Source organism: Pseudobutyrivibrio sp. LB2011, assembly GCF_000701765.1.
GTDB lineage: Bacteria > Bacillota > Clostridia > Lachnospirales > Lachnospiraceae > Pseudobutyrivibrio > Pseudobutyrivibrio ruminis.
The window spans coordinates 361,885-376,968 of record NZ_JNJS01000001.1; the positions used below are offsets into that span (position 1 = coordinate 361,885).

The 15,084-nt window shown below is 38.8% G+C and carries 15 protein-coding genes; all 15 read left to right on the forward strand.

Annotated features, from left to right (window positions below; all coding sequences use genetic code 11):
- Positions 1–2 precede the first annotated feature (2 nt).
- The 15 genes from T375_RS01560 (at position 3) to T375_RS01630 (ending at position 15,064) form a co-directional block, all read left to right on the forward strand.
- The gene (locus T375_RS01560) at positions 3–539 is read left to right on the forward strand and encodes a DUF5662 family protein (RefSeq protein ID WP_044934095.1); all 537 of its coding nucleotides are present in this window, start codon (positions 3–5) and stop codon (positions 537–539) included.
- A 15-nt stretch (positions 540–554) separates the two neighbouring features.
- Positions 555–1,562 carry a tryptophan--tRNA ligase gene (trpS, locus tag T375_RS01565; protein ID WP_044934097.1) on the forward strand — a complete coding sequence of 336 codons (1,008 nt, stop codon included), beginning with the start codon at positions 555–557 and terminating at the stop codon, positions 1,560–1,562.
- 84 nt (positions 1,563–1,646) lie between these two features.
- On the forward strand, positions 1,647–3,182 hold the full coding sequence (locus T375_RS01570) for a YifB family Mg chelatase-like AAA ATPase (RefSeq protein ID WP_044934099.1): 1,536 nt from the start codon (positions 1,647–1,649) through the stop codon (positions 3,180–3,182).
- A complete protein-coding gene (dprA, locus tag T375_RS01575; RefSeq protein WP_044934101.1) occupies positions 3,182–4,279 on the forward strand; it encodes a DNA-processing protein DprA in 1,098 nt (365 codons plus the stop codon). The genes T375_RS01570 and dprA overlap by 1 nt, the downstream gene beginning before the upstream one ends.
- 124 nt (positions 4,280–4,403) lie before the next feature.
- Entirely contained in the window at positions 4,404–6,476 is a 2,073-nt protein-coding gene (topA, locus tag T375_RS01580; protein WP_044934103.1) for a type I DNA topoisomerase, read from the forward strand.
- A 137-nt stretch (positions 6,477–6,613) separates the two neighbouring features.
- The gene (gene codY, locus T375_RS01585) at positions 6,614–7,390 is read left to right on the forward strand and encodes a GTP-sensing pleiotropic transcriptional regulator CodY (RefSeq protein ID WP_044934105.1); all 777 of its coding nucleotides are present in this window, start codon (positions 6,614–6,616) and stop codon (positions 7,388–7,390) included.
- A gap of 289 nt (positions 7,391–7,679) precedes the next feature.
- Positions 7,680–8,075 (forward strand): flagellar basal body rod protein FlgB, encoded by a 396-nt coding sequence (gene flgB / locus T375_RS01590; RefSeq protein ID WP_033153966.1) that lies wholly within the window; start codon positions 7,680–7,682, stop codon positions 8,073–8,075.
- A gap of 31 nt (positions 8,076–8,106) precedes the next feature.
- Entirely contained in the window at positions 8,107–8,562 is a 456-nt protein-coding gene (gene flgC / locus T375_RS01595) for a flagellar basal body rod protein FlgC (protein WP_033153967.1), read from the forward strand.
- 17 nt (positions 8,563–8,579) lie between these two features.
- The gene (gene fliE, locus T375_RS01600) at positions 8,580–8,882 is read left to right on the forward strand and encodes a flagellar hook-basal body complex protein FliE (protein WP_033153968.1); all 303 of its coding nucleotides are present in this window, start codon (positions 8,580–8,582) and stop codon (positions 8,880–8,882) included.
- A 26-nt stretch (positions 8,883–8,908) separates the two neighbouring features.
- The gene (locus T375_RS01605; protein ID WP_044934108.1) at positions 8,909–10,519 is read left to right on the forward strand and encodes a flagellar M-ring protein FliF C-terminal domain-containing protein; all 1,611 of its coding nucleotides are present in this window, start codon (positions 8,909–8,911) and stop codon (positions 10,517–10,519) included.
- 3 nt (positions 10,520–10,522) lie between these two features.
- Positions 10,523–11,530, forward strand: coding sequence for a flagellar motor switch protein FliG (gene fliG, locus T375_RS01610; RefSeq protein ID WP_044934111.1), 1,008 nt, complete (start codon positions 10,523–10,525; stop codon positions 11,528–11,530).
- Positions 11,523–12,410 (forward strand): FliH/SctL family protein, encoded by an 888-nt coding sequence (locus tag T375_RS13045; protein WP_049960236.1) that lies wholly within the window; start codon positions 11,523–11,525, stop codon positions 12,408–12,410. Before fliG ends, T375_RS13045 begins: the two co-directional genes overlap by 8 nt.
- 10 nt (positions 12,411–12,420) lie before the next feature.
- The gene (fliI, locus tag T375_RS01620; protein ID WP_305809632.1) at positions 12,421–13,731 is read left to right on the forward strand and encodes a flagellar protein export ATPase FliI; all 1,311 of its coding nucleotides are present in this window, start codon (positions 12,421–12,423) and stop codon (positions 13,729–13,731) included.
- A gap of 13 nt (positions 13,732–13,744) precedes the next feature.
- The gene (fliJ, locus tag T375_RS01625; RefSeq protein ID WP_044934116.1) at positions 13,745–14,200 is read left to right on the forward strand and encodes a flagellar export protein FliJ; all 456 of its coding nucleotides are present in this window, start codon (positions 13,745–13,747) and stop codon (positions 14,198–14,200) included.
- A gap of 3 nt (positions 14,201–14,203) precedes the next feature.
- Positions 14,204–15,064, forward strand: coding sequence for a MotE family protein (locus T375_RS01630; protein WP_044934118.1), 861 nt, complete (start codon positions 14,204–14,206; stop codon positions 15,062–15,064).
- Positions 15,065–15,084: the final 20 nt, after the last annotated feature.

The window sequence follows — 15,084 nt, forward strand, 5'->3', positions numbered from 1 at the left end:
TAATGAAGGCTTGGGAGCATTTTAAAACAATCACTCATCATCGTCGTTTAGTTAGAAAAGGATGCTTTGCTGTAGGTTTATATATGCAAGGGCTTCTACATGATTTATCTAAGTATTCATGGGTTGAATTCAGAGTGGGAGCTAAGTACTATCAGGGGACACAAAGCCCTAATAATGCTGAAAGATTAGAGACAGGAGTTTCTATGGCATGGCTCCATCACAAGGGACGAAACAAACATCATTTTGAATATTGGATAGATTATAGCTTGGATGAGCATCATCACATGACTGGCATGGAAATGCCTGTTAAATACGTGGTTGAAATGTATTGTGATAGAGTGGCAGCCTGCAAAACTTATCAAAAGGAAAAGTATAATGATGCCAGTGCCCTGGAATACTACAATAGGGGCAAGGGCCGATACATGATGCATCCTAAAACAGCGGCTTTATTGGAAGATATGCTTACATATCTTGCTGAACACGGTGAGAGTGCGACAAACGAATACATTCGTAAAAATATACTAAAGAATAAAAAGTAATTTGGAGATAACATTATGGAAAAAGAGAAGAAAGTATTATATTCAGGTATGCAGGCAACAGGAAAGCTTACCATTGGCAATTATATAGGAGCATTAAAGAACTGGGTAAATCTTCATGAGGATTATGATTGCTTCTTTGGTGTTATGGATTTACATTCCCTTACAGTTAGACAGAATCCTACAGAATTTAGACAAAATGCAAGAAGAATCTATACACAGTATGTGGCTGCAGGACTTGATCCTCAGAAAAACTGCATTTATTTTCAGTCACATGTGCCAGCACATGCTCAGTTAGGTTGGATTCTTGACTGCTACACATACATGGGCGAGCTCAACCGTATGACTCAGTTCAAGGATAAGTCTGCAAAGCATGCAGATAATATCAACGCTGGTCTATTTACATATCCTGCATTAATGGCTGCGGATATTCTTTTATATCAGGCTGATTTAGTTCCAATCGGGGCAGATCAGAAGCAGCATTTGGAAATCTGTAGAGACGTGGCAGAGCGCTTCAACAACATCTATGGTGATGTATTTACTATTCCTGAGGGATACTTCCCTAAGGCAGGTGCAAGAATCATGTCTCTTGCTGAGCCAACAAAGAAAATGTCTAAGTCAGACGAGAATGTTAATGCTACAATCTATCTTATTGATGACAAGGATACTATTATCCGTAAGTTTAAGAAAGCAGTTACAGATTCAGATGCTGAAGTAAGATATGATGTTGAAAATAAGCCAGGCGTATCAAATCTTATGGAAATCTACGGCGTTGTTACTGGCAAGTCTATGGACGAAGTTGCCAAGGAGTTTGAGGGCAAAGGATATGGTGATTTCAAGCTTGCTGTTGGTGAAGCAGTAGCAGATATGCTTGAACCATTCCATGTTCGTTGTGCAGAGCTTGAGAAGGATAAGGCATATATCGACGGTTGCATAAAGGAGAACGCTGAAAAGGCATCTTATTTTGCAAATAAAACTCTTCGCAAGGTTCACAAGAAGCTTGGTTTGACAGAGATGATTAGATAATAATGATATTGTTTTTAAGACAGGAGTGTGCTATGATAGCTCCTGTCTTTTTCTATTTTCAATTTTAATTCCAGAGGAGTTTAATTGTATAGTATTGTAAATACCGCTACTATTTTCGGTATTGATTCTAAACTTATATCTGTGGAAGCAGATATATCTGAAGGTATGCCCATTTTTGAGATGGTGGGTTATCTTTCATCAGAAGTGAAGGAAGCGAAGGAAAGGGTGAGAGCCGCATTAAAGAATGCAGGCTATGCACTTCCTATAAAGCGAATCACGGTCAATTTATCACCAGCAAGTATTAGAAAAACAGGAGCAGGCTTTGATTTGCCTATTGCTGTGGCTATTTTATCTGCTATTGGAATAATTAATTGCGAGAAGCTTCCATCTATATGTCTGTGTGGTGAAATAGGCTTAGATGGCAAAATTCAGCCTGTAAATGGCGTATTATCCATGGCTATGGAGGCTAGAAGGAATAATTTGCAGATAATGATTGTTCCTAAAGATAACTTAGTGGAAGCTAGGCTGGTAAACGATTTGACAACAATTGGCGTAAGCCAGATTTCAGAGGTAATCGAGCTACTAAATGAAGGTGTCTTCGAAGCTAAAGAAGAAGCACTTGAAATAGAAGAAACATCTCAGGAAGACATGGAGTACGATTTTTCCATGATTAATGGACAGCAGGCCTTAAGAAGAGCCTGCGAGGTAGCTATTTCAGGCATGCATAATATGCTTATGGTTGGACCACCAGGAGCAGGGAAGTCCATGATAGCGAAATGTATTCCTTCTATATTACCTGCTATGGATTCAGATGAGCAGTTAGAATTATCAAAGATTTATTCGGTTTGTGGAATGTTTGATGAACGAGGTGGTCTTATGAAGAAAAGACCTTTTAGAAGCCCGCATCATACAGTGTCCCCTCAAGGATTAGTTGGTGGAGGACAGAATCCAAAACCAGGGGAAATATCCTTGGCTCATGGAGGCGTCCTGTTCTTAGACGAGCTTACTGAGTTTACAAAGTCCACCATAGAAATGCTTAGACAGCCTCTTGAGGATAAAAAGGTCAATATTTCTAGGGCATCAGGAAGCTTTACCTTCCCGGCAGATTTTGTAATGGTGGCTGCAATGAATCCTTGTTCTTGCGGATATTATCCGGATTTGAACAGATGTCATTGTAGCAGGATGTCAATTCAAAGATATTTGGCCAAGATATCTCAACCGCTACTTGATAGAATAGATATTTGTGTAGAAGCGCCTACTTTGAATTTTGCACAGATTGCCTTACGTCAGAAAAACGAATCATCTGCTGATATAAGACTCAGAGTTGAGCGTGTTCACGAAATTCAACGTAAGCGATACAAGAATTATGACTTTAAGTTTAACAGTCAGATTCCTAGTAGCCATATAGATATGTTTTGTCCACTGAAGGCTGAAGAAGCTAAATATATGGAAGAGATGTATGAAAAGTACTCCCTTACAGCCAGAACCTATCACAAGGTACTGAGAGTGGCTAGAACTATAGCGGATATGGATGGCTGCGAGGACATTAGTCTTTTACATCTTCAAGAGGCTATCTGTTATCGAGGGCTAGATAAGCATTACTGGGAGGAGGGAATCTGATGGATAAACACCTTTACCAGTATTGGTTTATGCGAAACGAAGATATAACGTATTCAAAGAAGCATAAACTTATTGATTATTTCTACGATAGTTATAATATCTATTTTGCAACGAAAAAGGATTTGGTGGATTCAGGACTCGTGGATAATAAAACAGCCGATGTTTTTATAAACAATCGAGCAAAGTTTGACTTATCTAAGGAGTATGAGGAATTTTCACATTCACCTTTTTCTTTTGTAACGATGGAGGATGTGACATATCCAGATAAGCTAAGAAACATATATGACAAGCCTTATGGCCTTTATTATGTTGGAAAAATGCCTTCTTTTGAAAGAGCGATTTCCATTGTAGGGGCTAGGCAATGTAGCGCTTACGGCAAAAGACTTGCTCTCCAAATTGGAGAGAAGCTTGGACAAAATGGATACACTGTTATCAGTGGAATGGCCAGAGGAATTGATGCTTATGGCCATAAAGGATGCATAGATGCAGGGGGTAAAACTATAGCAGTTTTAGGAAGTGGCTGTGATGTGATTTATCCTACTGCTAATAGATTATTATATGAAGAGATTGTTTCATCTGGTGGAGCAATTATTTCTGAATATCAGATGGGAACAAGTCCGGTAGCAATGAATTTTCCTAGACGAAATAGGATAGTTTCAGCTCTTTCAGATATTGTTGTTGTAATTGAAGCAAGAGAGAAATCTGGTTCTTTAATTACGGCAGATTTTGCATTAGAGCAAGGCAAAGATATTTTTGTTACTCCTGGAAGAATAGGGGATTCATTAAGCGCTGGAACCAACAAACTTATTGCCCAAGGGGCAGGAATCATATACGACACAGATCAGTTTATAGCTGATATAACAAATTTTTATGGACTAAATCCGAAGAAAATTAACACCGAAAAGAAGCCTAAAATTATTCTATCGGAGGAGCAGAAAAGGGTATATAAATTGTTTGATGATTATCCTAAAAGCATTTCCACAGTTATAGAGGAAAGTGGCATGGATTATCTGAATTTACTGTCTGTTGTGCTTTCGTTAGAGCGGCTTGAATTGCTTTCTGAAGTGTTCAAAAATAATTACGTAAAAACAGCGTGATTTGTTGATGGATTTTATATGAAAATTATTAAATTGTTTTGTCAATAGGTAAAATTTTCCTTGAAAAGAAAAAAATAATGTTGTATAGTGATTTTCGATTTCTTTGTGAATAGGAGCAAAAAACATGGCAAAAAATCTAGTCATTGTGGAGTCACCAGCAAAGGTGCATACAATCAAAAAGTTTTTAGGTAGCAATTACGAGGTAATGGCATCCCAGGGCCACGTTCGTGATATGCCTAAAAGCCAGCTTGGCTTTGACCCTGAGAATGATTTTGAACCTAAATATATAACAATTCGTGGAAAGGGCGAGCTTCTTGCTGCACTTCGTAAAGAAGTGAAGAAAGCAGATAAGATTTATCTCGCAACTGATCCCGACCGTGAGGGAGAGGCTATTTCATGGCATCTTACTCACGCACTCAACTTACAAGATAAAAAGGTATATCGAATTACCTTTAATGAGATTACAAAGACTGCTGTTAAGAATTCACTTAAGAATCCTAGAGAAATTGATATGGATTTAGTTGATGCACAGCAGGCGAGACGTATGCTTGATAGAATGGTTGGATACAAGATTTCACCACTTCTTTGGGCAAAGGTTAAACGTGGCCTTTCAGCAGGTCGTGTACAGTCTGTTGCTCTTCGCATTATTTGCGACAGAGAAAAGGAAATTGAACAATTTATTCCACAGGAATATTACACTCTTGATGTATTGCTTGATGCAAAGGATGCAAAAAAGCCTATCGTTGCTAAGTATTATGGTGATACATCGGGCAAGAAGGATATTTCTGACAAGGAAAGTCTTGATAAAATCATGTCTGATTTAAAGGGCGCTGATTTTAATATTGCTTCAATCAAGCGTGGAACAAGGGAAAAGAAAGCTCCATTACCTTTTACTACATCTACAATGCAGCAAGAGGCATCAAAAGCTTTGAATTTCTCAATTCAAAAGACTATGAGCGTTGCTCAGCAGCTTTATGAAGGTGTTAGCGTTAAGGGACATGGAACAATCGGTCTTATCACTTATCTTCGTACTGATTCAACAAGAGTATCAGATGAAGCAAGAGCAGCAGCAGAACAGTTTATTACTGGCAATTACGGTCAGGAATATTTATCAGCCCCTGTAAATACAGGTAAGAAAAATAATGGCAAGGTTCAGGATGCTCATGAAGCAATCCGTCCTGCTAATATCGAATTGATTCCATCTGAGATTAAAGAAAGTCTTACTAGAGATCAGTTTAGATTGTATCAGCTTGTATGGAAGAGATTTGTGGCAAGCCAGATGGCTAATGCTGTTTATGATACAGTTTCATTAAATGTTCAAGCAAAGAATCATGTATTTACAGCATCTGATTCTTCAATTAAGTTTGATGGATTTATGATGATTTATGTTTCAGCAGATGATGAGGCAGAGTCAAAGACACATCCATTATCAAAGCTTACAGAAGATACAAAGCTTGGATTTAATTCTTTTGAGGAAAAGCAGCATTTTACACAGCCAGCGCCTCATTTTACAGAAGCATCTCTTGTAAAGACATTGGAAGAGCTTGGAATTGGTAGACCATCTACCTATTCACCTACCATTACAACTCTTTTAAAGCGTCATTATATTACCAAAGAGGCTAAAAACCTTTTTGTTACAGAGCTTGGCGAAGTAGTCAATTCAATTATGGAGGCTTCATTCCCTATAATTGTTGATGATAAATTTACTGCAAACTTGGAATTACTGCTTGACGGTGTTGAAGAGGGAACAGTTGAATGGAAATCAGTTGTAAGAAACTTCTACCCAGACCTTGAAAAGGCAGTTGAAGTGGCAGAAGAGGAACTTGCAAAAGTTGAGATTCATGATGAAGTTACTGATGTTATCTGCGAAGAGTGCGGAAGAAACATGGTAATTAAGTTTGGGCCTCATGGAAAATTCTTAGCTTGTCCAGGATTTCCAGAATGTAGAAATACAAAACCATTCCTTGAAAAGATAGGAGTGCCATGCCCTAAGTGCGGCGGCGATGTAGTTATTAGAAAGTCTCAAAAGGGAAGAAAATTCTTCGGATGTGCAAATCATCCTGAGTGTGACTTTATTAGCTGGTCAAAGCCAACCACTGAGAAGTGTCCAAAGTGTGGAACTTATATGGTGGAAAAGGGTAATAAACTTGTTTGTGCAAATGATGATTGCAGATTTGTAGAAAATCAGAATAAATAGTAGTAAATTTTCTGAAATTTATTGCGATTTGTTCTAATCGGTGCTATAATTGGTACAAATTTCACATTAGTTCGGGGACGTCAGTTAGATTGATTTGGCACAATACAGTGTTTAGATTCAGGAGGAATACATTTTAAATGAGCGTACAGTTATTAGACAAGACAAGAAAGATTGGAAAACTTCTTCACAATAACAATTCATCAAAGGTTGTTTTCAACGACATTTGCTCTGTACTTACAGAGATTTTGGATTCTTCAGTACTTGTTATTTCTAAGAAGGGTAAGGTCCTTGGACTTTCACACTTACCAAACACAACAGAAATCGGTGAGTTAATCGTTGACGAGGTTGGCGGATTTATTGATCCACTTTTAAACGAGAGATTACTTTCAATTCTTTCAACAAAGGAAAATGTTAACTTAAAGACATTAGGTTTTGAAAAGTCTGATATTGATATGTACTCAGCAATCATCGCACCAATTGATATAGCTGGTGAAAGACTTGGAACACTTTTTGTATACAGATTCGATAAGCAGTACGATATCGATGACATCATCCTTACAGAGTACGGTACAACAGTAGTAGGACTTGAGATGATGCGTTCAGTAAACGAAGAGTCTGCAGAAGAGAACAGAAAGCTCCAGGTTGTTAAGAGTGCTATTTCTACACTTTCATACTCAGAGCTTGAAGCTATCATCCATATCTTTGATGAGCTTGATGGAAACGAAGGCGTTCTCGTTGCTTCAAAGATTGCTGACAGAGTTGGTATAACAAGATCAGTTATCGTAAATGCTCTTCGTAAGTTTGAGTCAGCTGGTGTAATTGAATCTCGTTCATCTGGTATGAAGGGTACATACATCAAGGTTCTCAACGATGTAGTATTTGACGAGCTTAACGAAATCAAGAAAAATAAATAATTAGGATTTTATTTTTAAAGGGACTTACATTTGTAGGTCCCTTTTTTGTTATAATTCATAACTTAAACACAAAATTATTTTATGATGAAAGTGATTATAAGATGGAGATTTGTATTCTATATTTCCACAATATTCGCGAAATACAACACTATTAATGGCAATTGAGTAAATGAATGAAGGACACTATTTCTTGTGTTTAGATTTTATAAAATATACTACATGATGTAAAAAAGCCTTGTGTTTTTTTACATATAATTTATAATTAAATTAGTCTAGGAGGATTGTATATATGATTAGTTCAGATGCATTTGGATATATCAACTTACTTGATAATACAGCAGATGTGAGCTGGCAGCGCCAGACACTTATTATGAATAACATTGCAAACGCTACAACTCCTGGTTATAAGAGACAGGATATAGAGTTTGAGAGTGTTCTTAGAAAAGAACTTATCAATACTCATGAGCGTTCCTTGGAAAGAGCGGTTAATGTCTTAGACGATGATGGAAATCATGTTGATGGCATTGAATATACAGATTACGAGAATTATTCTTACAGACTTGATGGCAACAATGTTGACATGGACACAGAAAACGTAGAGCTTGCTTCTGAACAAATCAGATATCAAACTCTTACAACTAGTGTCAACAACGAAGTTGGACGTTTCAAGTCAGTTATTTCATAAGCATGATTGTTAAATAAACGGAGGAAAGGCTATGGGATTATTTCAACCTTTTGACATTGCTGCATCAGGTATGACAGCACAGCGTTTCAGAATGGATGTTATCGCTGAAAATATTGCAAATGTCAACACCACTCGTACAGAGAATGGTGGCCCTTACACACGTAAAATAGTTACATTTCAGGAAAAACAGTTAAAGGCAGGCACTCCTTCTTTTAGAAATATTCTCAAAGAGAGTACAGCTGCATACAATGGAAATGGTGTAAAGGTTTCGAAGGTATCTGAGGATACAGAGACAGACTACATCATGGAGTACGATCCATCTCATCCAGATGCTGACGAAAATGGATACGTTCGCTATCCAAATGTAAACACTGTTACAGAGATGACTAACCTTATCGATGCCAGCCGTGCATACGAAGCAAATACCACTGCATTCCAGGCTATTAAGTCAATGGCGACAAGCGGTATTTCAATTGGACAGGGATGATATTAAAGGAGAATTAAATGGACGTTAGTTCTATTCAGAGTTTATATGGCGCAACGCCAGTTACATCAAGCGAAACAAAAGTAAACGCAGATACAGGATTTCAAAGCATGCTTAATTCTGTTATGAGCTTATTAGAGGATACAAACTCACAGATTCAACAGGCTCATAAAGAAGAAGTTGCGTTTCAGCTTGGTGAGACAGACAACACTCATGATTTGATGATTGCAGAGCAGAAGGCAAACATTGCATTACAGTATACTGTAGCAGTTCGTGATAGAGTGCTTGAGGCTTATCAGCAGATTATGCAGATGCAGGTCTAATTAGGTATTATTAAAGGGAGAACAATATGCCAGAACAAATTCAAGCTATCATTAATCGAATACTTGAATGGTGGAGAAAGTTTACTAGAAGACAGCAGGTGTTGATAGTATCAATTACTGCTGTTGTTATTGTGTCATTTATAATATTAGGAGTGATTATTTCTCGTCCTACTATGGTTCAGTTAATCCAGTGTGAGGACGGAGTGCAGGCAGCATCGGTTAAGCAACTCCTTGACGACGAAGGAATCGCATACGAGACAAGTGAGGATGGCTTTACTTTCTATATTGAGGACAAGGATAAAGCTAATGCCAATGTTTTACTTGGATCTAATGACATTCCTAGTTCAGGATACTCTATCAACGATGTTGTAGACGGAAGCTTTTCTACAACCGAGGCTGACAAACAAAAGAAATATAAGCTTTATCTTGAAAATCAGTTTGAGGAAATGTTGGAGTCTCAGACTGCTGTTAATTCTGCAACAGTTATTCTTACTATTCCTGAGCAGGATGGAACAATTCTTGCTAGAGAAGCAGATTCATACGCCAATGTTACACTTGATTTAAATTCACAGATTTCAGGAGATACAGCTGCTGGCTTAGCTAGAGCGCTTGCTGTCAATCTTGGAAATGATGATACAGAGAATATCTTTATCATGGATACAAATGGTAATGTTTTATTCTCCGGTGGTGACGCAGTTTCAGCTGCAGGAAATGCTAGCGCAAATCAGGATGTTCGAGAGAGAGCTAGCAATGAAATCGTAGATAGAGTGCACACTGTTTTGGAAGGTACAAACCTTTATGATGATATTTCTGTAGGCGTTAATCTTTCAATGAATTTCGATGAAAACAGTTATGTTACTTACGATTATTCTGTAGATGAAGGTCGTACAGAAGGCTATTTAGATAGTGAGTCAGGTTCAAACTCAACTAACACATCAGGTGCTGGTGGCGTGCCTGGTACAGATTCAAATGACGACGATACTACTTATGTAATCGAGGATGGTACTGAGTCTGAAAGCACAACAGAAGAATTTTACAAGGATTATCTTCCAGATGAAACCATCACAAATCACACAGATGAAATGGGTAAGAGAGAGCTTGATAATTCTTCAATTTCTGTTACCTGTAAAACATATGCAATCTACAATCAGGACAAGATGGAAGACGACGGTACTCTCGAGGAATTGGGACAGACATTTGACGAATTTGTAAAAGAAAATTCTGATCCAGTTCAGCTTGAGGTTACAGATGATATTGTGGAAGTAGTTGCACAGGCTACAGGATTCCCTACATCAAGCGTTAAAATCGTAGCTTACGAGATTCCAATGTTCCAGTATTCTGAGGGTTCAGGAATTGGTCTTACAGATATCCTTCAGATTGTACTTGCAGCACTTATCTTCTTAATGCTTGGCTTCGTTGTATTCAGAAGCATTCGTACAGAAGAAGAGGAGCCTGTGGAGCAGGAGCTTACAATTGATGATTTGATTGCTTCTACACAGGAAGAGGAAGAAGAGCTTGAGGATATCGGTTATACAGAGAAGTCCGAAGCTCGAATATTAATAGAAAAATTCGTAGACGAAAAACCAGAGGCTGTAGCACAGCTTTTGAGAAATTGGCTAAACGAGGATTGGGGATAAGCTATGGCTACTGAAGATTTAAATGGCGTACAAAAAGCGGCTATACTTCTCATCGCTCTTGGTCCGGAGAAGTCTGCTCAGATATTTAAACATCTCAAGGAAGAGGAAATCGAAGAATTAACACTTGAGATTGCTAATACCAGGAGCATTTCTCCTGCCTTGAAGGAAGAAGTTATAGAAGAGTTCTATCAGGTTTGTCTTGCACAGCAATATATCGCAGAAGGTGGTATTGGCTACGCAAAAGAGCTTTTGGAAAAGGCTCTTGGCGACGACAGGGCTCAGGACGTTATCACAAAGCTTACTGCATCTTTGCAGGTTCGACCATTCGAGTTCATTCGAAAGACCGAGCCTTCTCAGGTGTTGAACTTCATACAGGACGAACATCCACAGACAATTGCTATGATTTTGTCATATCTGTCTGCTGGTCAGGCATCCCTTATTATCGGTGCTTTGCCTCCAGAAAAGCAGGCTGATGTTGCAAAGCGTATTGCTATGATGGATAGAACTAGTCCTGAAGTTATTAAAGAGGTTGAGCGAGTGCTTGAAAGAAAGCTTTCTTCACTTATCAATCAGGATTACACTATCGCCGGCGGTGTAGATGCGGTAGTAAACATTTTGAATACAGTAGACCGTGGTACAGAAAAGCGTATCATGGAGTCTCTGGAAATCGAAGAGCCAGAGCTTGCTGAAGAAATCAGAAAGAAGATGTTCGTATTCGAGGATATCTTGCTTCTTGATGATAGAGCTATTCAGCGTGTTCTTAGAGATGTTGATAACTCTGATCTTGGTGTGGCTCTTAAGGGAGCAAATGATGAGGTTCAGGCGGCTATATTCAAGAACCTTTCTTCTCGTCTTGCTGCAATGATTAGGGAAGATATGGAATTCATGGGTCCTGTACGTATGAAAGATGTAGAGGAAGCGCAGCAGAAGATTGTAGGTATAATCAGAAAGCTGGAGGATTCCGCAGAAATTGTAATTTCAAGAGGTGGAGGAGACGAGCTTGTTGTCTAGTAACAATGTCATTTACGGCTTCCAGGTTGCGCCTAATCTTCCAGATGAGGAAGGCGAAACTGATCAGCTTGTTATTGACTCAAATGAATTGGCTAAGCAGCTGATTCTTAAACAAGAAAGAGAATACAAAGCGAAGCTTCTCGAAGAAGAGCGAGAGCGTCGTTTAGCAGCTATGCGTGAAGCTGGCGAGGAAATTCCTGATGGAATGGATGCTGATGAGTTCTTAGGTTTAGCTGATACTATCATGCAAAAGGATGAGCCGGATGTATCTGCTCAGGTAGAAGAGCTTTTAGAAGACGCCAGAAATCAAGCGCAGGCTATTATTGATGATGCTAACGCCCAGGCACAGGAGATTCTCAATGCAGCTCAGCTTAATGCTGATGCTATGAAAAATCTTGCTCGTCAGGATGGCGAGAAAGAAGGATACAACGAAGGTACTCAAAGAGCAGCGTTGGAGCTTCAGGATGCTCAGCAACAAATGAGAGCAGAGGTTGAACGTGTACAAAATGAATATATGGAGCGTCAGCTTCAAATGGAGCGCGAAATCGTTGAAATGTGCCTTCCAGTATTTGAGCATGTGTTTGCTGCAGAGTTATCAGGTCGAAAGGATGTAATATATCATCTTTTAGATCATTGTATTATGAAAATTGAGCGTACTGGCCAGATGCAAATCAAGGTCAGTGATGCAAATGCAGAATATATAAAGAGCAAAAAAGATGAGATTCAAGGAAAGGTAGGAGCTGAGGTAGGACTTGATATTATCGCAGATCCCCTTTTGAATGATGACCAGTGTATTATCGAGACTGATGGTGGAATATTTGACTGCAGTATCGATACCGAACTGGAAAATCTTATTAGAGAGATAAAAGCCTTGAACTAAGGAGAATGATTTGGACCAAAATTCACTAATGCAGCTTGTTGAAAAGGATTATTTTAAATCTCTCGGCAAGGTGGTTAAAGTAGTTGGACTTACAATTGAATCAGTTGGACCTGAGGCCAAGCTACGTGATTTATGTGAAATCATTGTAGAAGGCTCTGAGGAAAGAATAAAAGCAGAGGTTGTCGGTTTTAAAGATAAACGTCTGCTTTTGATGCCTTATGAGAATGTAGAGGGAATCGGTGTAGGATGTATGGTTGAAAATACCGGGCATCCTCTGGAGGTTGCTGTTGGAAATGAGTTATTAGGCCATTTGGTTGATGGACTTGGAGTGCCATCGGATGTGGATGATTTAACTCAGTTTGACAACATGGTTAATTATCCTGCAGAAGCTGATCCACCAGATCCAATGTCTCGTGTAATTATAAAGGAGCCTTTGTCTTTAGGGGTCAAGGCTGTTGATGGCCTGATTACTGTAGGTAAGGGACAGAGAATTGGCATTTTTGCTGGCTCAGGTGTTGGTAAATCTACACTTATGGGTATGTTCGCTAGAAATACAAAGGCTGAAATAAATGTTATCGCTCTTATTGGAGAGCGTGGACGAGAGGTTAGAGAATTCGTAGAAAATGATTTGGGCCCAGAAGGCATGGCTCGTTCCGTAGTAGTTTGTGCTACCTCTGATAAGCCAGCCCTAATCAGAAAGAAGGCTGCATTGACAGCTACAGCAATTGCTGAATACTTTAGAGACCAGGGAAAAGACGTCCTTCTTATGATGGATTCACTGACTCGTTTTTCTATGGCGCAAAGAGAAATCGGCCTTGCATCAGGTGAGCCTCCTGTTACACGAGGATATCCACCTTCAGTATATTCGGAAATGCCTCGTCTTTTGGAGAGAGCAGGCAATTCTGCTGTTGGTTCAATTACAGGTCTTTATACCGTACTTGTTGATGGTGATGATTTCAACGAACCTATCACTGATACAGCCCGTTCAATTTTGGATGGACATATTATGCTTAACAGAAAGTTGGCTCAAAAGAATCATTACCCAGCTATTGATGTGCTGCAGTCTATTTCCAGAGTTATGTCTGCTGTAGCTACACCAGAGCATAAGGCTGTGGCAGGTAAGCTTAAAAATGTTCTTGCTACCTATCAGGAAGCAGAAGATTTGATAAATATTGGCGCTTACAAAAATGGTTCAAACAAATCTATTGATTATGCTATTAAAAAGATTGATGCTGTTAACGAATTCTTGTTACAGCAGACACACGATAGATTTGAGTATGATGATATTATTGAGCAAATGACAGCTATATTCCAGGATTAATAAGGAGTGAATTATGGCGAAGTTTGTTTACAGAATGCAAAACATTCTAGAGCTAAAACAGAAAATCGAAGAACAAGAGAAAGCTAATTTTGGAATGGCTACTGCCAGGTTCAACGAAGAGCAGCAAAAGCTGCGAGAGTTGATGATTAAGCAGGCAGGCTATGAAAGACAGCTAAAAGAGCTTTCTATTGGTGATATTGATATTAGTAAAATCAAAACCTGCAAAAATGCAATTTCTTCGATGAAGGTTGCCCTTCGTGATCAAATGATAGAGCTTTCAAAGGCCCAAAAAGCAATGGAAGTTGCTAGAAAAAAGCTTAATGAAGTTATGATGGAGCGAAAGATGCATGAAAAGCTTAGAGAGCATGCGTTTGAGGAGTTCCTGGATGAGCTTGATTATGAAGAGAGCAAGATTACAGATGAGTTGGTTAGTTATTCATATTTTAATGCAGAGAAAGAGGAAGAGTAAGTTATGGCAGATGTAACAGAAGAAGTAGGAAGCACTACTGAAGAAGATCCAAAGGCTGCAAAGAAAGCTGAAAAAGAAGCAAAAAAGGCTGAGAAACAGGCTAAAAAAGATGCTAAGAATAACGGCGAAGAGGGAGCTGATGATGAGGAAAGCTTAGGTATTGGCGGAAAACTTATCATGGGCTTTGTTGTGCTGTTGATTATTCTAATTTGGCTTGTTATTTTTGCGTTCCTTGTAAAGATGGACGTTGGTGGATTTGGTTCGACAGTGCTATTTCCTGTTTTAAAGGACGTACCATATGTTAATCGAATCTTGCCTGGTATCGAGGAATACATTCCAGCAGAAGAAGATGAATATGCAGCTTATACTACAGTTGAAGAGGCTGTAGATCGAATCAAAGAGCTTGAGGTGGAAATCGAAGAACTCAAAGAAACAGGCACACAAAATAGTGATTATATTGCAGAATTAGAGGCGGCTTCAGCAGAACTTGCTGAATACAAGGCTAACGAGGCAGCATTCGAAGAAACTAAAGAAAAATTTTATGAAGAGGTTGTTTTTTCGGATAATGCACCCGATATAAATGAATATAAGACTTACTATGAGTCTATAGAGCCTGAGAATGCTGAAGCTATCTATAAACAGGTGGTTTCTCAAATCCAAACGGATGAAGAAATCGAAGATTATGTTAAGGCATATTCAAGCATGAAAGCCAAAGATGCAGCTGCCATATTTGATACTATGACAGATGATTTTGACCTTGTATGCGAGATTCTCTCAGCTATGGACGCTAGTACAAGGGCAGATATTTTAGCTGCTATGTCCGAAGAAAATGCAGCTATTATAACCAAGATGATGGAGCCTTAGTCTTATATTTGCAATTTGAA

Excerpts from the sequence above, each read along its gene's own strand:
- T375_RS01560 (WP_044934095.1), top strand. The coding sequence starts at position 3 with ATGAAGGCTTGGGAGCATTTTAAAACAATCACTCATCATCGTCGTTTA.
- trpS (WP_044934097.1), top strand. The coding sequence starts at position 555 with ATGGAAAAAGAGAAGAAAGTATTATATTCAGGTATGCAGGCAACAGGA.
- dprA (WP_044934101.1), top strand. The coding sequence starts at position 3,182 with ATGGATAAACACCTTTACCAGTATTGGTTTATGCGAAACGAAGATATA.
- topA (WP_044934103.1), top strand. The coding sequence starts at position 4,404 with ATGGCAAAAAATCTAGTCATTGTGGAGTCACCAGCAAAGGTGCATACA.
- codY (WP_044934105.1), top strand. The coding sequence starts at position 6,614 with ATGAGCGTACAGTTATTAGACAAGACAAGAAAGATTGGAAAACTTCTT.
- flgB (WP_033153966.1), top strand. The coding sequence starts at position 7,680 with ATGATTAGTTCAGATGCATTTGGATATATCAACTTACTTGATAATACA.
- flgC (WP_033153967.1), top strand. The coding sequence starts at position 8,107 with ATGGGATTATTTCAACCTTTTGACATTGCTGCATCAGGTATGACAGCA.
- fliE (WP_033153968.1), top strand. The coding sequence starts at position 8,580 with ATGGACGTTAGTTCTATTCAGAGTTTATATGGCGCAACGCCAGTTACA.
- T375_RS01605 (WP_044934108.1), top strand. The coding sequence starts at position 8,909 with ATGCCAGAACAAATTCAAGCTATCATTAATCGAATACTTGAATGGTGG.
- fliG (WP_044934111.1), top strand. The coding sequence starts at position 10,523 with ATGGCTACTGAAGATTTAAATGGCGTACAAAAAGCGGCTATACTTCTC.
- fliJ (WP_044934116.1), top strand. The coding sequence starts at position 13,745 with ATGGCGAAGTTTGTTTACAGAATGCAAAACATTCTAGAGCTAAAACAG.
- T375_RS01630 (WP_044934118.1), top strand. The coding sequence starts at position 14,204 with ATGGCAGATGTAACAGAAGAAGTAGGAAGCACTACTGAAGAAGATCCA.